The following is a 20,587-nucleotide window of genomic DNA, read 5'->3' as shown; positions in this document are numbered from 1 at the left end:
AAGTGTTCCTTTTGTAACACGTGCTCTAAATAGTAAGAAACCCGCTATCTTGGCGGGTTTATTTTTCTCTTCAAAACATCAACGTGGCGTTTCGAGAGCAATATTTTTATATTTCGACAGCGCTCTAATTATTTGGTTTGGCCTTCAAGAGGCACGACGCTACTCGCGTGACAGCCTTTGGGACCTTTTTCAATCTCGTAAGAGACTTGTTGGCCTGCTTTCAGTGTACGATAACCGTCCATCTGGATAGTTGAGTAGTGGGCAAAGATATCTCCCTCTTCTTCATCTGAACAAATAAACCCAAATCCTTTGGCATTGTTAAACCACTTTACTGTACCTGTAGCCATGCTTTACATCCCTCATGCATTTTTTACTGATGTTGTTACTGCAACCAAGTTATACCTTTAACTTGGTACTACCATTGTCAGCGAATGCCAACAAACGTCAAATCAATGATAAGTCACATTCATCAAACCACTTAAAGAAGGGAGGTTTCAAAATGATGATTTATGCATCGACACTTTCCACTGTAGTCAATGAATTTCGACAGTCAATAGCAGTGAGCAACAAACAGAAACATAATTGAAAACAAATCACTTTTGAGATTAACAAATTTGCAAACAGTTTTTCGTATATACGCAGAAGTTTAGTCAATTTGCCTATGAAGTGGCTCATACTGAAAAAGCCATACTGTCCGTGTTGCTTATGGGAGAAGAATCCTCTGACTGAATAAAAAATGAAGTTTTCGTGATAATTACCGTATTCTCAATGAGGAAGTGTGATCCAGATAGAAGATGATGGGGTGGTTTGCAATAGTCCGAAAGCAATAAATAGAAAGTTCTTTTATAAGAAAAAATGTGTAACTTATCGACAAGCATCTTTTATTTGCGCCGTATCAAGACGTGCATTAGTCTCTATATTAGGTAGCAACTTTTATCGATCAAAGATCGAATTCGGTGCCATAACTCACTACACCGCGCTGCACGCTTGTGGTAGATTGTTTTTATAGGTCGAAAACATCAACCCTTTGATACGATATCTTTAGATTGCCATGAGTAAAAATTTTGAATGGGTCACTCCGGACTCTGATCTTCTGGAGCGAGAAAGTACGAAAGTCCAGCCACCTAAGCTGTACAATGTCGTACTCAATAATGATGACTATACACCTATGGATTTCGTCATAGAGGTGCTTGAGCGATTTTTCTCACATGATATTGATAAAGCAACTCAAATCATGCTTCAGGTCCACTATGAAGGAAAGGCAATCTGCGGCACATACAGCGCAGAAATTGCCGAAACAAAAGTAGCGCAAGTTACGATGTACGCAAGGGAAAATGAACATCCGCTACTTTGCACTATGGAGCAAGCGTAAACAAAGAAGACTTGCTCGAACAACCCCAGTTGTTTTTTCGGGAGGTACTTATGCTAAATAAAGAACTAGAGTCAAGCCTTAACGGTGCATTTGCTCGGGCGCGAGATAAACGCCACGAGTTTATGACTGTCGAACACCTCCTACTTGCATTGTTGGAAAATGATGCAGCTAAGGAAGCCCTTCTAGCTTGTAAGGCGGATCTTGACGCTTTACGCAACGAACTCGATATTTTCATCGATCAAACTACGCCTCTTATCCCAGATAGTGATGAGACGCGTGAAACGCAGCCGACTTTGAGTTTTCAACGTGTACTACAACGCGCCGTCTTTCATGTACAGTCGTCTGGTCGTAATGAAGTAACAGGCGCCAACGTGCTTGTTGCTATCTTCAGTGAACAAGAGTCGCATGCCGCTTACTTACTGAAGAAAAATGACATCTCCCGATTAGATATTGTTAACTTCATCTCCCACGGTATTACTAAAGCATCAGGTGCAGGTGAGGATTCATCATCAGACTCGTTTAGCTCAGAAAGTGTTGAAGAGCCTAATTCTGAAGAACGCCTAGAAAGCTTTGCGACGAATCTTAATCAAGTCGCTAAAGATGGAAACATCGACCCACTCATTGGACGTGATAAAGAGTTAGAGCGCACTATTCAGGTACTTTGTCGACGCCGCAAGAATAATCCACTACTAGTGGGTGAGGCAGGGGTTGGTAAAACAGCCATTGCGGAAGGTCTTGCATGGCGAATTGTCGAAGGGCAGGTCCCTGAGGTTATTCAAAACAGCGTGATTTATTCACTAGATATTGGTTCTTTGCTCGCTGGTACCAAATATCGCGGTGATTTTGAAAAGCGCTTCAAGGCGATTTTGAAACAACTTGAAAAAGAAGAAGATGCCATTTTGTTCATCGATGAAATACATACCATCATCGGTGCAGGCGCGGCATCTGGTGGTCAAGTCGATGCAGCAAATCTTATTAAGCCTCTTTTAAGTAGCGGTAAGTTGCGTTGTATTGGTTCGACGACATACCAAGAATACAGCAACATTTTCGAGAAAGAGCGTGCGTTGTCTCGCCGCTTCCAAAAGATAGACGTTGTAGAGCCCTCATTGGATGATACAACTAAAATCTTGATGGGCTTGAAGCCGAAGTACGAAGCTCACCATGAAGTACGTTATACCAATAAAGCACTGCGTGCCGCGGTAGAACTGTCGGCTAAATACATTAATGAACGCCATCTACCAGATAAGGCCATTGATGTCATTGATGAAGCTGGTGCTCGTAGTCGTCTTGCTCCTGCAAGCCGTCGTAAAAAAACGGTCGGAGTGGCTGATATCGAATCAATGGTTGCCAAAATGGCGCGAATTCCAGAGAAGTCGGTTTCTTCTTCAGATAAAGACATTTTGAAAAACTTAGATAGCAAAATGAAGATGTTGGTATTCGGTCAAGATAATGCGATTGATGCATTATCCGAGGCGATCAAGCTGACACGTGCAGGTTTAGGTGTAGACAACAAACCTGTTGGTTCATTCTTGTTTGCAGGCCCAACAGGGGTTGGTAAAACAGAGGTGACGGTGCAGTTATCTAAGCTTCTAGGTATCGAACTACTTCGTTTTGATATGTCTGAGTATGGTGAGCGTCACTCCGTAAGTCGCTTAATTGGTGCGCCTCCTGGTTATGTCGGTTATGACCAAGGTGGTTTGCTAACCGATGCTGTTATTAAGCACCCACATTCAGTCGTATTACTTGATGAGATTGAAAAAGCGCACCCTGATATCTTTAACCTGTTGTTGCAAGTCATGGATAACGGTACGCTAACGGACAACAATGGTCGCAAAGCAGACTTCCGTAATGTCATTCTTGTTATGACAACTAACGCAGGTGTGGCGGAAACCGAGAAGAAATCAATTGGTTTGATTCAACAAGACAACAGTCACGATGCAATGGCGGAAATTAAGAAGGTGTTTACTCCTGAGTTCCGTAACCGTCTTGATAACATCATCTGGTTTAACAGCCTTGATGAAAGCGTTATCCATCAAGTGGTTGATAAGTTCATTGTTGAACTGCAAGTGCAACTTGATGCGAGAGGCGTTTCAATGGAAGTATCTCAAGACGCTCGCCATTGGTTAGCACATAAAGGTTATGACAAAGCTATGGGGGCTCGCCCAATGGGGCGTGTTATCCAAGAACAGCTTAAGAAGCCTTTGGCTAACGAACTGTTGTTTGGATCTTTAGTTGACGGCGGTACAGTGAAAGTAACGCTGGTCAACGATACGCTTGAGTTTGAATACTTAAGTGAGAAAGAGACAGCGATGCATTAATCGTTAGTCGGTAACAAACGCAAAAGCGCACGAGAAGATCGTGCGCTTTGTTATCTGAACTAAATCGGAAAAAATTGTGCAATAAAAAACGGAGCAGCTTGCTCCGTTTTTTATTGCATCCGAAAATCAGAGATTAACGAGCGCGGAAGACGATGCGGCCTTTTGACAGGTCGTATGGAGTCATCTCTACAGTTACTTTGTCACCCGTTAGGATACGGATGTAGTTCTTACGCATCTTGCCAGAGATGTGAGCAGTCACAACGTGACCGTTTTCAAGTTCAACACGGAACATAGTGTTTGGTAGAGTGTCAAGGACTGTGCCTTGCATCTCGATTACGTCTTCTTTAGCCATTTAATCCTCTTTAGAAATTAGGCAATATTAGCGGGCTATATTCTGCCGCTAAATAGTAATTATGTAAAGTTGAGGCGTATTCTACCCTCGCCAACGCTGATTTACTAGCCTTTGGTGGCGTTGAAAGCGTGTTTTGTAGCTCATTGCTGGGCACTCATCAATCTGATATCCCAAATATAGCCACTGTTGTTTGTTTTCTTGGCAGTATTTAATTTGATAAAGCACCGCTAATGTCCCAAGAGATAACTCGTAGTCAGGGTCAAAGAAAGTATAAAAAGCACTCGAGCATTGTGGCATCAAATCTGTCACTGCAATGGCGAGCAATTGATCTGATTCATCGTAAATGTGTAAAAACGACGTTGTCAGCCAGCTGGTTTGAGCAAATCGAGCAAACTCATCACGCTTTGGTGGGTACATAGTGCCGTTTTTATGCCGTTTGCAGATGTACCGACTGTAAAGCTCAAACCATTCCTCATCCATTTCAGGTTTCATTTCCCAGCGTAAAGACTGTGCTTTATTAAGCAGCCTCTTCTGACTTTTTGATAGTCTAACGTCTGGAATCGAGACTCGAATTGGCTGGCAAGCGGTGCAATGCTCGCAATGCGGTTTATATATGGTATCTCCGCTACGACGAAAACCGTTAGCCATGAGCAACTGGTAATTTTCTTCAGTATGCAGCCTTTCATCAAGCGCCACCGCAACCCGCTCTTGCCGTTCAGGCAAATAACTACAAGGGTGATTATTCGTCAACCCTATTCGAATATGTTGTATATCCGTACTCATACTGAATCCTGCAAAACTTGGGGCTGATAGGCATCAAATAGTGTTTGCTTTTCTCTTAAAGATAGTAGTTTTTGCATAAATTCGTCACGCTCAAGTTCAAATGCGCCAAGTGATGCCAAGTGAGAATTCATAACTTGGCAATCGATTAATTGACCTTGCTTTGACGCCAAATGGTTGCATAAGTACCACAATGCAATTTTGGATGCGTTATCTTTTAGGCTAAACATCGACTCCCCGCAAAAAAGTTGGCCCACGCAGATGCCATATAGTCCGCCAATCAGGTTGTTGTCATGCCATACTTCTACAGAGTGACAGTGACCAAGTTTGGCTAACTCAATGTAGGAAGTTTGCATTTCCTCGTTGAGCCATGTTTCCTCTGCAGGGCGTGTTGAAGAACATAGTCTAATCACTTCTTCTGTCGCGAAATTGAGTGTTACTTTATAGTTATGTTTACGCTGAAATTTTTTGAGACTTTTAGATGGCTTAAACTGCAATGGGTCAAACACAGCGCGCGGAGAAGGGCTCCACCATAAAATAGGTTCACCAGGACCATACCAAGGGAAAATGCCTTGATAGTAACCATTGAGGATTCTCATGGGGTTTAAGTCACCACCAAAAGCCAGCAAACCATTGGGGTCGCTGAGTGCTTTATAGGGTGAGGGAAAGTTGAACGTTTCATCGAGTTCAGTTAAATAAATAGCCATAAGAAGTCGTTACCAACATTGGAGTCAGAGGAGTTTATGATGACCTGGTTAAGAAATATCGTAAAAGTATGGCTTGGGATCATACTGTTTTTACCACTTGTCGCCAACGCAGCCTATGAAAGAAATGTTGCCAAGCCAGTTAATGAAGTAGTTTACGGGAAGATTGACTCTGTCCGTTATATTACTCAACAAGAGGTTGTTCAATCGAAAAGTAACGGTTGGAAGACACTACTTGGTGCCACTATCGGTGGTTTAGTCGGTAATCAATTTGGTGGCGGTACGGGAAGAGAAGTCGCGACGGCAGTGGGTGCGCTTGCAGGTGCCGCAGTTGCTCAAAACCAAAGTAATTACCAATACACGGTTGAATATAAGTTAGTTGAGCTACTCATCAAAGTGAAGGGTGATAAGCTAATTAATGTCATCCAAGATGTTGATAAAAATATGTTATTTAGTCGAGGGGATGAAGTTCGTATTTTATATTTTGATGATGGAGTCAGGGTTGATATCACTTATTAACCCTAGGTTGTTTTAGTCTAACGAAGCCTAATCAGGCATGTACAGTCGGGCTGGCTTATCGTCAAATAAAGTCGAAATAGTTTGCTGTTTCGCCGTGCTTCTTTCGCTCTGATTTACATCGCTGGCAATGCCTTTAATTCTGTATCTTTAGGCTGCTTGAGGATATTCATAAATTAGCGCCGATTTACTCTGGTTTTGTCGTGTTTTTTTGGGTAGTCTGAATTCACGAAGAATTGTTTAGCCCTCATAAAAAATCGTATGTTGAGGGCACAAAGGATTATCAACTTTTAATGGAAAGCCTAACGTTACAACCTATCAATAAAATTCAAGGGGAAGTGAACCTTCCTGGCTCTAAAAGTGTTTCTAATCGAGCTCTTTTACTTGCTGCTCTTGCTAAAGGCAGAACTCGCCTTACTAATCTCCTCGACAGTGATGATATTCGTCATATGCTGAATGCGCTGACTAAACTAGGCGTTCAATACCAACTTTCCGAAGATAAAACAGAATGTCTCGTTGACGGCCTTGGGCGTCCGTTTTCTGTCTCAGAGCCGGTAGAGTTATTTCTCGGCAATGCTGGCACTGCGATGCGACCATTAGCTGCGGCTCTTTGTCTTGGAGAAGGGGAGTATGTACTGACGGGCGAACCTCGTATGAAAGAGCGTCCAATTGGTCACCTTGTCACGGCACTGAAAGATGCTGGTGCGAACGTTGAGTACATGGAAAACGAGAACTTTCCGCCTCTCAAAATAATTGGTACTGGCCTAAAAGCAGGTACAGTTTCTATCGATGGGTCCATTTCAAGTCAGTTCTTGACCGCTTTCTTAATGTCTGCGCCATTGGCTGAAGGTGAAATTCGCATCAACATCGAAGGCGATTTGGTTTCTAAGCCTTATATCGATATCACCCTGCATATCATGAAGCAGTTTGGAGTCGATGTGATCAACAATGACTATCAAGAGTTTGTGATCCCAGCCGGTCAGCAATACATCGCTCCAGGTGATTTCTTGGTTGAAGGTGACGCGTCTTCTGCTTCTTACTTCTTGGCGGCGGCAGCCATCAAAGGTGGAGAAGTTAAAGTCACGGGTATCGGTAAAAACAGCATTCAAGGTGATATTCAATTTGCTGATGCGCTTGAAAAAATGGGTGCAGAAATTGAATGGGGTGATGACTACGTAATTTCTCGTGTTGGTCAATTAAAAGGCATTGATATGGATTACAACCATATCCCTGATGCAGCAATGACCATCGCGACAACAGCGCTATTTGCCGAAGGCACTACCGCTATTCGTAACGTTTATAACTGGCGTGTAAAAGAAACAGACCGTTTGTCAGCTATGGCGACTGAGTTACGTAAAGTTGGTGCGGAAGTGGAAGAAGGGGAAGACTACATCATCGTCAAACCTGTCTCTCAGTTAAAGCATGCTGCGATTGATACTTACGATGATCATCGTATGGCGATGTGTTTTTCGCTGGTGGCACTTAGTGATACACCTGTGACGATTAATGATCCAAAGTGTACGTCGAAAACGTTCCCTGACTACTTCGACAAACTTAAGGCTTTAAGCTGCTAAATATTCTGACCTAAAATAGGAAAGCCAGAGTGAATAACACTCTGGCTTTTTTGTTTCCCAATACTATTTAACCAGCGTAAATTCCTTAGAAAGGTGATGCGCTAAGTATTTGAACATATTGAATACTGCAGTCGTATTTGAAGTTGGTAAACCTTTGTCATCAAGGAAGTATTCACCTTTAAAAACTAAAACACCTTCTTTTTCTTCTACACTTGTTGCTCGCATTCCCTCGATGTAATCATCGTGCTCTTGGATGATTTGGTTAGCGATCAAAAGAAGGTCGAACTCTTCGATAAGCGTTCTATCAGACATATTCTTTCTACCATTCTATTCAGTTAAGAACGCTGAGTATACCTACAACTAAAATGGGTTTGCATGATTAATTCAGTCAATCGTTCAGTAAGACTAAACAGATCAATTTTTAGAGTGTAAATATGATGCGGAGGAAGATGGCAGAGTATTGAACGAAACTATTTTGTGATGGGTAACAAAATTTATTGCATTGGATTAGCGGATGCTAAGTTTGCCTGTTTAGATATGCCGCTCAATACCTTTCAGAACCCTGTCTCTTTGAAGTATAAAGACGATGAATTGTCAACCAATCGGATCTGAATTTCAAAAAAGCAGTTGATCTTCTTTTCATCTCGCACAATAGTAAAAAAAGAAGCAATGAAATAGAACATTATGCGGGTGGCCTTTAAACAAGGTTTCTACCCGCATTATTATGAAGGACGTTAGAGTCAGTTATGGGTAAATCACTCGTTATAGTGGAGTCACCAGCCAAGGCAAAGACGATAAATAAGTACCTTGGTAAAGACTTTATTGTTAAGTCTAGTGTTGGTCATGTGCGTGATCTGCCTACGGCCGGTCAAAGCACTGGTGAGAAAAAAGCCGCAGCCATCTCAACTAAAGGGATGAGTCCGGAAGAGAAAGCGCGCGTTAAAAAAGAGAAAGACCGCAAAGCGTTGATCAAAAAGATGGGGATTAACCCATATCATGACTGGGAAGCGAATTACCAAATCCTTCCAGGCAAAGAAAAAGTTGTCAACGAACTACAAAAACTCGCCAAAGACGCAGATTGCGTTTATCTCGCAACCGATTTGGACCGCGAAGGGGAAGCAATCGCATGGCACCTTCGTGAGATCATCGGTGGCGATGAAGAGCGATACAAACGTGTAGTTTTTAATGAAATTACGAAAAACGCGATCCAACAAGCTTTCCAGACACCTGGTGAGCTGAACATGGATGGTGTAAATGCCCAACAAGCACGTCGCTTCATGGACCGTGTCGTTGGTTTTATGGTTTCACCTTTACTTTGGAAAAAAGTGGCTCGTGGCTTATCTGCTGGTCGAGTGCAGTCTGTTGCGGTGAAATTGTTAGTTGAGCGTGAGCGTGAGATTAACGCGTTTGTACCAGAAGAATTCTGGGACATTCATGCGAATACGAAAACGAAAGACAAAGCGGACTTTAAACTGCTTGTTGCGCAGAAAGACGGTTCTGCGTTTAAGCCAGTTAATGAGGCAGAAACCAAAGCAGCGATGTCTGTACTTGAGAATGCAAGTTACGAAGTATGTAAGCGTGAAGACCGTCCTACAAAGAGCAAGCCTTCAGCACCTTACATCACCTCTACGCTTCAACAGGCAGCAAGTACACGTCTGGGCTACGGCGTGAAAAAGACCATGATGCTAGCTCAGCGCCTCTATGAGGCCGGTTACATCACTTACATGCGTACTGACTCGACTAACCTAAGTGCCGAGGCTGTGGACGCTGTACGTGACTTTATTGGTTCTGAGTTTGGTGATAAGTACCTGCCAGCGAAACCATTGACGTACGGTAGCAAAGAAGGGGCACAGGAAGCGCACGAAGCGATCCGTCCTTCAAATGTGGGTGTTAAGGCGGAAGACCTGCAAGGTGTCGATGCTGATGCGCACAAACTTTACGCTTTGATTTGGAATCAGTTTGTAGCGTGTCAAATGACGCCAGCAGAATACGATTCAACAACCATCAGCGTAAAAGCGGCAGAATACACGCTTAAAGCGAAAGGCCGTATCCTTAAATTTGACGGCTGGACTCGTGTACAGCGTCCAATGGGCAAAAACGAGGATACAATCCTTCCAGCGGTACAACTTGGCGATAAGCTAAGCTTAGAGTCACTTGACCCTAAACAGCACTTTACAAAGCCACCTGCGCGCTACACTGAAGCAGCACTGGTTAAAGAGCTGGAGAAACGAGGCATTGGTCGTCCGTCGACTTACGCATCGATCATTTCTACGATTCAAGATCGTGGCTACGTGAAAGTTGATCAGCGCCGTTTCTACGCTGAAAAAATGGGTGAAATTGTTACTGACCGCCTTGATGACAGCTTTAACGATTTGATGAACTACGACTTTACTGCGCGTATGGAACAGAAATTGGACCAAATCGCTGAAGGTGAAGTGAACTGGAAAGCTGTGTTAGACAACTTCTTTGCTGATTTTACTGGCGATCTTGAAAAAGCGGAGCTGGATGAGTCAGAAGGCGGTATGAAGTTAAACCACATCGTCATGACGGATATCGAGTGTCCGACGTGTAGCCGTCCAATGGGCATCCGTACTGCTTCAACAGGTGTGTTCTTAGGCTGTTCAGGTTACGCGTTACCACCAAAAGAGCGTTGTAAGACAACCATCAACTTGGGTGACGAAGAAGGTATTATTAACGTTCTAGAAGAAGACGTTGAAACCGCAGCTCTTCGTGCTAAAAAGCGTTGTCCGATCTGTGAAACAGCGATGGACGCATACCTGATTGATGACAAGCGTAAGATGCATGTTTGTGGTAATAACCCGAACTGTGAAGGCTACCTTGTTGAATACGGCGAGTTCAAAGTAAAAGGCTACGATGGTCCAGTTGTTGAATGTGACAAATGTGGCTCTGATATGGTGCTTAAGAACGGTCGCTTTGGTAAATACATGGATTGTACGAGCGAAACGTGTAAGAACACTCGTAAGATCTTGAAGAATGGCGAAGTCGCGCCCCCGAAAGAAGATCCTGTTCATTTCCCCGAGTTGCCATGTGAAAACTCAGATGCGTATTTCGTACTTCGTGATGGTGCTTCGGGTCTATTTATGGCGGCAAGCAATTTCCCGAAATCGCGCGAGACACGTGCTCCTTTGGTTGCTGAACTGGCACGTTTTGAAGAGCGTTTACCTGAGAAGTTCAAATACCTAGCAACTGCGCCGCAAGAAGATCCTGATGGTCGTCCTGCTGTTGTACGCTTTAGCCGTAAAACAAAAGAGAACTACGTTCGTTCGGAAGAGAACGGTAAGCCAAGTGGTTGGACAGCGCTCTTTGTTGACGGTAAGTGGGAAGTCACTGATAAGCGTAAAAAAGCGAAAGCATAAAAACGTACGATCTAAGTAATGTAAAAAGGCAGCGATATCGCTGCCTTTTTTGCGTTTTGTTTTTGCGTAAAGGCCACTGTATTGTTCGTATAGATCTTTGCTGCTTTGACTGAGTTTTGCTGACGCGAGAAGATCCCAGTATCAATATTTCGTAGTCGCTGATGTATTTTTTATGTAAAAAATATTCGTTGTAACTTTCATTTTGCATTCACATATTTGTTATACATTGGGCTAAAAAATCGGCGGTGTAGTGAATCCGTTCGTAAATTGTTTTCACAATGTAATCGTTTGCTTTTCCATGTGTGATCTAGATATCGTCTTGAGTACGCAAGAGCTGTATGGTACACAGAATGGCGTATTAAAAATTGTAATTTAGAACCCGCTTAGATAATTTATTACAAAAATTAGTGCAACTGTGTGCACTGTTTGCGTCAAAAAATAAGGAAAGAGTGGACGTTGCATACTGGAAGTGCCGTAGCTTTTTTATCCGTGTTGTAAGAGTTCACAGAAACTCAGAGACGGTTGCTAAATGTATTCGCTTGACTCCCCGAGTATGACTCATTCAAGCGAGTACCAAATCCAAGCTATAACGATATGGAGAACAACAAATGGCTGGTGTTTTGGGAATGATTCTTGCTGGCGGTGAAGGCTCTCGTTTGAGACCTTTAACGGAATCTCGCAGTAAACCTTCGGTACCGTTTGGTGGTAGTTATCGATTGATCGATTTTGCTCTAAACAATTTTGTTAATGCGGACCTGATGCGCATTTACGTCCTAACCCAATTTAAATCTCAATCTTTATTCCATCACTTAAAAAAGGGGTGGAACATCAACGGCATTACAGACCGCTTTATCGATCCTATTCCCGCTCAAATGCGTACTGGTAAACGTTGGTACGAAGGGACGGCGGACGCGATCTATCAAAACCTGCGTTTTATGGAGTTAGAGGAACCAGAGCAAGTTTGTATTTTTGGCTCTGACCATATCTATAAGATGGATATCAAACAAATGCTGAACTTCCACTCAGAAAAGCAGGCTTCTCTGACGGTATCTGCATTGCGCATGCCACTAAAAGAGGCGTCGCAATTTGGGGTTATCGAAGTGGATAGTGAAGGCCGTATGATTGGCTTTGAAGAAAAACCAGCAAATCCGAAGTCGATTCCTGGTGACCCTGATTACGCTTTAGTTTCAATGGGTAACTATGTTTTTGAAGCTCAGGTACTGTTCTCAGAGTTGGTCGAAGATGCGGATAATGAAGCTTCATCACATGATTTTGGAAAGGACATCATTCCAAAGATGTTCCCTAGAGGTGATGTGTTCGTGTATGACTTCAGTACAAACAAAATCAGTGGCGAAAAAGAAGAGGTGTACTGGCGTGATGTCGGAACTATTGATGCGTACTGGCAAGCGCATATGGATCTGCTAGAAAAAGATGCACCATTTTCGCTGTACAACCGTAAATGGCCATTGCATACCTACTACCCACCATTGCCACCTGCGACATTTACCGACTCTGATAATGGTCGTGTGCAGATAATCGATAGTTTAGTGTGTAATGGCAGCTATGTTAGAGGCTCAAGAATCGAAAAGTCGGTGCTTGGTTTTCGCAGTAATATTGCTTCTGCTTGCGATATCAGCGAATGTATACTTCTTGGTGACGTAAAAATTGGCGAAGGATGTGTTTTACGTCGTGTGATTGTCGACAAGGATGCCGATATTGCTCCTGGTACTCAGATTGGTGTGAATCTTCAAGAAGATAAAAAACACTTCCACGTGTCTGAGGAGGGCATTGTTGTTATTCCGAAAGGAGCTCGAGTTGGCTACTAACAACTTATCTATTCTGTTTGTAGCTTCTGAGGTTGAAGGCCTCATTAAAAGTGGTGGCTTGGCAGATGTTGCCAAGGCACTACCGGAAGCCCTTCAAAACCTACAGCAAGACGTAAGAATTACCATCCCTGCGTACAGCAGTATTGATAAACTCGCAGACGCAGAAGTTGTATTAGAAACAGAATTAACATCATGGCCGCATACGGAGTATCGAGTTTTGCGGCTCATGTTAGGTCAAAATCCTGTTTACCTGATTGATTGTCCGCCGTATTTCAATCGACCATCAATGTATGCGGAGAACAACCAAGCGTATACTGATAACGGCGAGCGCTTTGCGTTTTTTAGTGCAGCATGTCTCGATATGTTACCCAAGCTCGCCTTTCAACCTAATATCATACACGCGAACGATTGGCACACAGGTCTTGTTCCATTTTTGCTCAAGCACAGGTATGGCAATGATCCGTTTTTTGCTCATACTAAAAGCGTCATTTCAATTCACAATGCGGTCTTTAAAGGCGTATTTAGTTATGAAGACGTGCAGTGTTTGCCAGAGTTTCATTATAGAAACGTTCCCGATGCTGCGGTGAGTGCAACGCATATTACGATGCTTAAAGCTGGTGTAATGAATGCAGATAAGATAAACGCGGTTAGCCCTACGTACGCAGAGGAACTAAAAACAGAGCTTGGCAGTCATGGAATGGCTTGGGAGTTTCAGCAACGCGCGCAGGACTTAGTTGGTATTTTGAACGGTTGTGATTACAGCGCTTGGAATCCGGAAACTGATACCTACTTGCCGGTTAATTACTGCGCCGACCAGCAAAGTATGTCGCAAGGGAAGAAAGCTTGTAAAAAAGCATTACAACAACGACTAAATTTGCCCGAAAAAAATGTAGCTATGTTCGGTATGGTTTGTCGGTTGACCCAGCAGAAAGGCGTTCATTACTTGTTGCCTGCTTTGGCCGATTTTTTGAAGCACGATGTTCAGCTAGTTGTCGTTGGGACCGGAGACCCTGTTCTTGCCGCTCAGTTACGAGAGGTTGCCGCGCGGTTTTCTAGCAAATTTGCCTTTGTAGAAGCGTATGACAATGAACTTGCGCATATCGTTGAAGCTGGTTCTGATTTCTTCTTGATGCCTTCTGAGTTTGAACCATGTGGCTTAAACCAAATCTATAGTATGGCTTATGGGACATTACCGATAGTACGCGGTGTTGGTGGCTTAAAGGACAGCGTTAGCGATTATGATGTAAACCCATCTGAAGCAACGGGGTTTGTTTTTTTCGAACCGACACCGCAGGCATTGTTGTTAACGATGCTAAGGGCACTGTTGCTCTACGCTCAAAACGAGCCTGAAGTGAATAAAGTACAGTTGCACGCGATGCAACAAGACTTTTGTTGGCAAAAGGCCGCAGAATCTTATTTGCAGCTTTACCACTCAGCGTTAGTTTGACTTAAAATTGTAACGAAAGGCACCGAATGAGGTGCCTTTATTATCTTGAGTAAGGGGAGTGTGGTAGGATGGCTTTTTACTCAATAGCACGATCTTTTTGATACTCAATATGACCCAGCCGCTACTTTTTCATAAAACCTATTTGCACCCTACTAGTAATGAGTGGGTTGTATTTGTGCACGGTGCTGGTGGTAGCTCTTCTATCTGGTTCAAGCAAATTAAAGCTTACAAGCAACACTTTAACTTATTGCTGATCGATTTAAGAGGTCATGGAAAGTCAAATCAGTTACTTAAAGAGCTCATTGCTAGCCGTTATACCTTTACGGAAGTTACCCAAGATATTTTGAAAGTATTGGACCATTTAAAGATCCAATCCGCTCATTTTGTCGGTATGTCGCTTGGTACTATTATTGTTCGAAACCTTGCTGAATTGTCATCAGAGCGCGTACGTTCGATGGTGCTCGGTGGTGCTGTCACAAGGCTTAACACTCGTTCTCAGATATTGGTGAAATTAGGTAATTTTTGTAAGCATATCCTACCGTACATGTGGCTCTACAAACTGTTCGCTTATATTGTTATGCCTCAAAGAAGCCAACGAGAATCTCGCCACCTTTTTATTCGCGAAGCCAAGAAGCTTTGCCAAAAAGAATTTAAACGTTGGTTTATTCTTGCCGCTGATGTAAATCCGTTAATGAAATATTTTAAAGATCGAGAGTTACCCATTCCGACTCTTTACTTAATGGGCGACAGGGATTACATGTTTATTAAACCTGTCAAAGAAATGGTTGCAGCACATAAGCTCAGCATTCTACGAGAAATCCCGAATTGTGGTCATGTATGCAATGTAGAGCGTCCAGAAGACTTCAATCAACACTCCATCGAGTTTATTAAACAGCAAGCTGTATGTGCTTAAAACTGAGTGCATCCACTGAATAGGAGAGCCGCTATAGCTCTCCTAGTTGATATCCACATTGCCAACATGCACCAAATTGCCCTTCGTTTATTTCATGACATTTTGGGCATTGCCAATCTTGATACTCATGCCTATCGGATTGTTTTCGATATGCTTTTACTATTTCTTCAGCTTTCATCTTTTGTGCCGTGTCAAAAAGCCACACATAAGGATCGGTATCATCACCAAACGGCAGTTCTCCTTTTAAGCCGAAAATACCTTCTCCGCGAACTTCACAGTAAATTTGTTCCACTTTAAGCAGCTCACATACAATGTGTGCTTCTGCTGGGTTTTTAGCGATAAATATTTTCATCAAAATACCCACTTCACCAATTACGAGTTTTGCTGACTTGGTGTCGGCCTTACTTTATTCATAACCCATTTAGTGATGATTGGAAATAGTCCCAATAGCGCAAAAGACGCTAATACTGCGGGTGAAACAATGCCCGATAGGCTTTCAATTGTTGCTAATTGAGTACCTGCATTCAGATATACGGCTGTGCCTGGCAGCATACCTATTTGGCTAGTGAGATAAAATCGACCTACAGACATCGGTGTTAAGCCCATCAGTAAGTTGATTAGAAAGAAAGGGAATACAGGGATTAGACGCAAGGAAAATAGATAAAAAGCTCCGTCTTTTTCGACACCTTGATTAATTGCGTTGAGTTTATTTCCGAATTTGTTTTGTACCCAGTCACGCAATAAGTATCGGCTGCTCAAGAAGGCCAGTGTTGCCCCCATAGTGCTAGCGAAAGAAACCAGTAGCAAGCTTGTCCAAAAACCAAATAAGGCTGCACCAAGTAAGGTGACTACTGCCGCTCCTGGGATAGAAAAAGCGGTAATTGCAATGTAGGTAAAAAAGTAAATCGCAGCCGAGAATACAAAATTCTGATCGATGTATGTAGTTAGTGCTTCTTGTTGGGCTTTTGCATTCTCTAAGGTTAAATACTGGCCAAAGTTAATACCTAAAAAGACGATAGCCGCTAGTAGGATGAGACCTAATATCAGTTTCTTATTCATAATTTTGATTCCAATTTGGGATATATGTAATAAGACAGTAGGAAAACCGAAAAAATTTCACAAAAAAACCGCAGATTAGACTGCGGTTTTACAAGATAGTTTTTAGGCCGACTTTTATTGGAGGCCGTTCATCAACTCATCTCGGCGAGCTTGAGGTACCACACTCCAATGAGTGCCGTTGATAGCACCTTCTAGTGCCCATAGCAACTCAATGTTGACGGTTGCAGAGTGCGTATCTCTTATCGCTTTATAGGCGTTAAGCGCACCTTCCTCTTCAAGCTTCTCTACGGATTCGATGCCGGCTTTTTTTAGCATGCGCTCGGTAGCCAGTCGTAAGTTAGGCAAATCTTTCAAACGGTTAGGCTTTGTACTTGCTTGCTGTTCTTTCTCAAGCTTTGCCTTTTTCAATGATTGATTCGCTACTTCGATTAAGCGTTCGCTTGATTCCCATAAATCGCTGGAAATAGCGTAGTACTTAGTAACGACTGGAAAGCCACGTTTTTTATAAACGTAAGGCTTTAGCCCTTGTTTCTCGAAGTCAGATGAAGTTTTTTGGTCTGCTCTGATATGAAGCTGATTGTTTACCACTAGTGCAAACATTGTTTCATCAGCGAATAGTCCGAAGCCACCAAACATTGAGCGCGACTTGATATTACCAAGTGCCTCAAATAGCTTCATAGAGTCTTTGAGTATCGGTTTATCCATGTTTTGTTATCTCGGTGTAATTAATATTACGCCACCAAAAGTCAGGTCCGAGAGAGTAGCAAACATGCGTAAAAACAATGTCATTACAGAGTAAAGTCATTGCTTACACACTTGCCATCGGTAACCCCGCTACCTTCCATATCGTAATATGGTTCAGGCCGGAGGCTTTGCGTCCCACTCTTTCGAATGGTTTGCCCTGTGCGTGACACAATGAGCATACTTCTTATATTGAATTAACATCACGGTTTAGCGTTAAAAGTGTGATTTCGGTTCAATAAAAATGATAGATTGAATGCTCTATTTTGCATATGGAAAGGTGCAAATTGGCCTTTGAAAAGGAGTTCTTAATATATATTACATTTATATAAAACAGGGAGTTAACGTTAGTCAATTGTTATTAGAGTGGTGTGAAGTATTAGAGAATGCTTAATTTTTCCAAAAAAATAAGCGCCCCTGTAGAGCGCTTATTTAACACGGTTAAATACAGTGAAATTTAGTTCATTTTTTTCACAGTATTTCGAATTACAAGCTCAGGTTGCATTTCGAAAATTCGTTTTTCGTGTTCTTTATCTTTGATACGCTCAAGTAGAATTTCGAATGCATTTTTACCAACACGACGTTTAGGTTGGTGGATAGTCGTTAGCGGTGGAGAGAAGTATTCCGCAAGCTCGATGTTGTCGTAGCCGATCACTGAAATATCTTCAGGAATTTTGATCCCGTTTTGTTGCAAGCGGCTCATTAGGCCTAGAGCCATTGTGTCGTTAAAACAGAATACCGCCGTCGGGCGCTTGTCCATTGCGGTAATTTTATCTGCAACTAATACGGCCGTATCACATTCAAAGTTACCTTCAAGGATCCAGTCTTCATTTACAGCTAGGTTCGCTTCGCTCATTGCGCGACGGAAACCTGCAATGCGCTCTTGGCAAGCAAGCTTTTCAAAATGACCGCTTAGACAAGCGATATCCGTATGACCATTGTCAATCAGATGTTTGGTTGCAATGTAGCCACCTTCTTCTGAGTTATCCATGATCTTGTCTGCTTGTGAGCTCTCTGGGCCCCAATCCATGACCACTTTAGGAATGTCCGCATGACGGTCAAGCATCTCTTTTAGTTCTTCGGTTAAGTCAGAACACATCACTAGGATGCCATCAACGCGCTTTTCAGCCAGCATACGAATGTAATCGCGTTGTTTTTCGTAAATCCCGCCTGTGTTACATAAAATCAGAGTATAGCCTTGGCGGTAACAGTAGCTCTCAACGCCATCAATCACTTCTGAGAAAAATAGGTTAGTTGATTGAGTTACTAACATGCCAATCGTACGAGTTGAGTTGCATTTTAGGCTGCGTGCAACGGCACTTGGCGCGTAATTCAGCTCGTCAACGGCTTTCATTACTTTTTCTTGCGTTGCTTCTGCAACGAAACGCGTTTTATTGATAACGTGCGAAACTGTCGTAGTGGAAACGCCGGCTAAGCGAGCAACGTCTTTTATCGTGGCCATAAATGGTGTCCTGTATCGAGCTACTGAAATATGTCGTATTGGATGTACCTGATGCTCTAATGGTTTCACACCTAGCAATATAAAATTGGCGCTAAGTGTCTCGGCAGCGGTTGATCCAAGTGCGACAAAAGGGTACGTAGCAGCATCGGTCGATGAATTTTATCTTTTTTCTATCTGATGAGAAATTGCCATCAACCTGTTAAGAAAACACAAAAACCGCTATATTTCAGCGGTTTACATATAAATCATATTTAATCGTTTGCGCTCACATTTTAGCCCTATGTGGACTGACTAGCAATGTTTTCAGCAAGAGATTTGTGTATTTGAAGTCACATTTTGACTGCTAAATAACCAAGCGTCTTTGCGCTAAGTTAAGGCAAACGAATATTATACCCAAGTTACTTACAATTGGTCACTTTCAGGCATACAGGAAGCCCGATAGGCAGGCTCCCTAAAAATAGGCGGCAATTATTCACCAAGAAGGTAGGCGCTGTCTAGTTTACAAAATGCAACTAATAGTTTCGCGACACTCGAGTAAAATCCAAATTCGTCGAATTGTTTACATTTGTCTGAAAACTGAGGTAACCAAGACATCAATTGTTGCTGGATAAAGTCGTTTTGTTTAACGAAGGCTTCTTCCATGTGTTTTTCTTGTTCAAGCTCGTTTGAGCGGATAATCATGTTCCCGAGAAAGTCGAGCTCAACGGCTAAGTGATCCGCAGGTTCCTTTAGGTTTTCGTCTACTTGAACGCCAAATTCAGCCATCAACTTTTCCATTTCCTCAGCTGGCTTGTCATTCAGTAAACCTGATTCACCAATGTACATGGATGCGTAAGGAAGAGCGCCGTATTTTTCTGTCTTCAAAAACAGTTCACAAAAGTCAGCTGCAAGCTCTAGTTGTGCATCTTCACGATCTTGTAACCGATTCAATGCATCAACTAGGCTATCAACGGCTGGTTTTAGCGACTCATTTTCACCTAAACCTGCGAGAAAACTGCGAATTTCAACACTGTGATAGGCTTCCAATTCTTTCTCTGTTAGTTCTTTTGCGAACAAGCTCGAAAACCACCAGTAAATTTCAGCGCGTTTCTCATTAAAAGCTTTCACTTCTTGCATTTTGGGCTCCTGAATGATGCTTCAAGTCATGCATCACAAAGTCAATTAGGGATATCCCCTAAGTGTAATCAATTAAAATGAATAGCAGTAACTATAATTGTTATGTTTTATGGTCAAAAATGACCGTTTATTAATAGCAATGGGCAAGCTTGTTTTGAATCAATAAAAACGCTAAATCTTGCGTTTTAATGTATCTATGACTAGAAATGTTACTAGTTATGAATAGAATACGTCTTGGATAATAAGAAGACAGAAAAGTGGTGTAAATGAGCTATCACGTATTAGTCGTAGAAGATGATGTTGTAACTCGTAGTAAGCTTGCGGGATATTTCCAAAATGAGGGCTACCAAGTCAGCGAAGCAGAGAGTGGCGCAGAAATGCGTGAAGTTTTGCAAGCGGGCGATGTAGACCTGATCATGCTGGATATTAACCTGCCTGGTGAAGACGGCCTGATGCTTACTCGTGAGTTACGTAGCCAATCGGATATTGGTATCATATTAGTAACAGGACGCACGGATAGCATTGATAAAATCGTAGGCCTAGAAATGGGTGCTGACGATTATGTGACAAAACCTTTTGAACTGAGAGAGCTGTTAGTTCGCGTGAAAAACTTGCTGTGGCGTATTTCAGCAGCGCGCAGTGGCAGCTCGAAAGCGAATGAAACCAGTGAAGAGCACATTGTGCGCTTTGGGGAGTGGACATTCGACATTCAACGTCGCGCACTTAGCCGCAACGGTGAGCCAGTAAAACTAACTAAAGCAGAGTATGAACTTTTGGTGGCATTATCGTCTTACCCTAACCAGGTGTTAAGTCGTGAGCGTATTTTGAACATGATCAGCCATCGAGTGGATGCGCCGAATGACCGCACCATTGATGTTCTTATTCGACGTATGCGCGCAAAAATGGAGTTCGATCCTAAGAACCCACAGATTTTTGTAACGGTGCACGGCGAAGGCTATATGTTTGCTGGTGACTAGTTGGAACATAACTCAATCGTAAAAAGAAAAGGAGAGCTTCGGCTCTCCTTTTT

The 20,587-nt window shown here is 42.7% G+C and carries 19 protein-coding genes and 1 riboswitch; of the genes, 9 read left to right on the top strand and 10 right to left on the bottom strand.

The window, feature by feature from the left end; translation table 11 throughout:
* Positions 1-128: 128 nt before the first annotated feature.
* On the bottom strand, positions 129-347 hold the full coding sequence (gene cspD, locus R7E47_RS15625; RefSeq protein WP_213910983.1) for a cold shock domain-containing protein CspD: 219 nt from the start codon (positions 345-347) through the stop codon (positions 129-131).
* Positions 348-1,051: 704 nt separating this feature from the next.
* Here cspD and clpS point away from each other — a divergent pair.
* Together clpS and clpA are read left to right on the top strand one after the other, a co-directional pair.
* Positions 1,052-1,372, top strand: coding sequence for an ATP-dependent Clp protease adapter ClpS (clpS, locus tag R7E47_RS15620; RefSeq protein ID WP_005378419.1), 321 nt, complete (start codon positions 1,052-1,054; stop codon positions 1,370-1,372).
* 50 nt (positions 1,373-1,422) lie between these two features.
* Positions 1,423-3,690 carry an ATP-dependent Clp protease ATP-binding subunit ClpA gene (clpA, locus tag R7E47_RS15615; protein ID WP_005387879.1) on the top strand — a complete coding sequence of 756 codons (2,268 nt, stop codon included), beginning with the start codon at positions 1,423-1,425 and terminating at the stop codon, positions 3,688-3,690.
* 133 nt (positions 3,691-3,823) lie between these two features.
* On the opposite strand, the gene infA is transcribed toward clpA, so the two are convergent.
* The 3 genes from infA to aat all read right to left on the bottom strand — a co-directional run bounded on the left by infA (position 3,824) and on the right by aat (position 5,529).
* Entirely contained in the window at positions 3,824-4,042 is a 219-nt protein-coding gene (gene infA, locus R7E47_RS15610; RefSeq protein ID WP_001040192.1) for a translation initiation factor IF-1, read from the bottom strand.
* Positions 4,043-4,123: 81 nt separating this feature from the next.
* The gene (locus tag R7E47_RS15605; RefSeq protein WP_005378346.1) at positions 4,124-4,825 is read right to left on the bottom strand and encodes an arginyltransferase; all 702 of its coding nucleotides are present in this window, start codon (positions 4,823-4,825) and stop codon (positions 4,124-4,126) included.
* The gene (gene aat, locus R7E47_RS15600; RefSeq protein WP_005378347.1) at positions 4,822-5,529 is read right to left on the bottom strand and encodes a leucyl/phenylalanyl-tRNA--protein transferase; all 708 of its coding nucleotides are present in this window, start codon (positions 5,527-5,529) and stop codon (positions 4,822-4,824) included. Before aat ends, R7E47_RS15605 begins: the two co-directional genes overlap by 4 nt.
* 39 nt (positions 5,530-5,568) lie before the next feature.
* Here aat and R7E47_RS15595 point away from each other — a divergent pair, with 39 nt between their 5' ends.
* Positions 5,569-6,045: a glycine zipper 2TM domain-containing protein gene (locus R7E47_RS15595; RefSeq protein ID WP_005378348.1), complete on the top strand. Its 477-nt coding sequence runs from the start codon at positions 5,569-5,571 to the stop codon at positions 6,043-6,045.
* Between the two features lie 290 nt (positions 6,046-6,335).
* A complete protein-coding gene (gene aroA, locus R7E47_RS15590; RefSeq protein ID WP_017634728.1) occupies positions 6,336-7,616 on the top strand; it encodes a 3-phosphoshikimate 1-carboxyvinyltransferase in 1,281 nt (426 codons plus the stop codon).
* 63 nt (positions 7,617-7,679) lie between these two features.
* Here aroA and R7E47_RS15585 read toward each other — a convergent pair whose 3' ends face one another.
* On the bottom strand, positions 7,680-7,928 hold the full coding sequence (locus tag R7E47_RS15585) for a YciN family protein (protein ID WP_042522113.1): 249 nt from the start codon (positions 7,926-7,928) through the stop codon (positions 7,680-7,682).
* Between the two features lie 434 nt (positions 7,929-8,362).
* Here R7E47_RS15585 and topA point away from each other — a divergent pair, with 434 nt between their 5' ends.
* The 4 genes from topA (at position 8,363) to R7E47_RS15565 (ending at position 15,179) form a co-directional block, all read left to right on the top strand.
* Positions 8,363-10,993 carry a type I DNA topoisomerase gene (topA, locus tag R7E47_RS15580; RefSeq protein WP_005378351.1) on the top strand — a complete coding sequence of 877 codons (2,631 nt, stop codon included), beginning with the start codon at positions 8,363-8,365 and terminating at the stop codon, positions 10,991-10,993.
* Positions 10,994-11,601: 608 nt separating this feature from the next.
* Positions 11,602-12,819 carry a glucose-1-phosphate adenylyltransferase gene (gene glgC, locus R7E47_RS15575; protein WP_017634726.1) on the top strand — a complete coding sequence of 406 codons (1,218 nt, stop codon included), beginning with the start codon at positions 11,602-11,604 and terminating at the stop codon, positions 12,817-12,819.
* The gene (glgA, locus tag R7E47_RS15570) at positions 12,809-14,266 is read left to right on the top strand and encodes a glycogen synthase GlgA (protein WP_042522112.1); all 1,458 of its coding nucleotides are present in this window, start codon (positions 12,809-12,811) and stop codon (positions 14,264-14,266) included. The genes glgC and glgA overlap by 11 nt, the downstream gene beginning before the upstream one ends.
* A 109-nt stretch (positions 14,267-14,375) precedes the next feature.
* Entirely contained in the window at positions 14,376-15,179 is an 804-nt protein-coding gene (locus R7E47_RS15565) for an alpha/beta fold hydrolase (protein WP_017820032.1), read from the top strand.
* 31 nt (positions 15,180-15,210) lie between these two features.
* Here the strand turns inward: R7E47_RS15565 and R7E47_RS15560 are convergent, their stop codons facing one another.
* From R7E47_RS15560 to torD, 5 genes are all read right to left on the bottom strand, one after another.
* Positions 15,211-15,531: a DUF2007 domain-containing protein gene (locus tag R7E47_RS15560; RefSeq protein WP_017820033.1), complete on the bottom strand. Its 321-nt coding sequence runs from the start codon at positions 15,529-15,531 to the stop codon at positions 15,211-15,213.
* 20 nt (positions 15,532-15,551) lie between these two features.
* Complete coding sequence (locus tag R7E47_RS15555; RefSeq protein ID WP_005378366.1) at positions 15,552-16,238, bottom strand: TVP38/TMEM64 family protein; 687 nt, start codon at positions 16,236-16,238, stop codon at positions 15,552-15,554.
* A gap of 114 nt (positions 16,239-16,352) precedes the next feature.
* Complete coding sequence (locus tag R7E47_RS15550; RefSeq protein WP_005378367.1) at positions 16,353-16,943, bottom strand: TfoX/Sxy family DNA transformation protein; 591 nt, start codon at positions 16,941-16,943, stop codon at positions 16,353-16,355.
* Between the two features lie 116 nt (positions 16,944-17,059).
* A riboswitch (cyclic di-GMP riboswitch) is annotated at positions 17,060-17,149 on the bottom strand.
* Between the two features lie 287 nt (positions 17,150-17,436).
* On the bottom strand, positions 17,437-18,441 hold the full coding sequence (gene purR, locus R7E47_RS15545; RefSeq protein WP_005378368.1) for an HTH-type transcriptional repressor PurR: 1,005 nt from the start codon (positions 18,439-18,441) through the stop codon (positions 17,437-17,439).
* A gap of 468 nt (positions 18,442-18,909) precedes the next feature.
* On the bottom strand, positions 18,910-19,557 hold the full coding sequence (gene torD, locus R7E47_RS15540; RefSeq protein ID WP_017820035.1) for a molecular chaperone TorD: 648 nt from the start codon (positions 19,555-19,557) through the stop codon (positions 18,910-18,912).
* A 266-nt stretch (positions 19,558-19,823) separates the two neighbouring features.
* Between torD and torR the strand changes: the two genes are divergently transcribed.
* A complete protein-coding gene (torR, locus tag R7E47_RS15535; RefSeq protein ID WP_005378370.1) occupies positions 19,824-20,534 on the top strand; it encodes a two-component system response regulator TorR in 711 nt (236 codons plus the stop codon).
* The last annotated feature ends 53 nt before the right edge of the window (positions 20,535-20,587 follow it).

It is taken from the genome of Vibrio sp. Vb1026, assembly GCF_033338745.1.
In the GTDB taxonomy this organism is placed as follows: domain Bacteria; phylum Pseudomonadota; class Gammaproteobacteria; order Enterobacterales; family Vibrionaceae; genus Vibrio; species Vibrio alginolyticus.
This window is presented reverse-complemented; position numbering and strand designations above follow the sequence as displayed.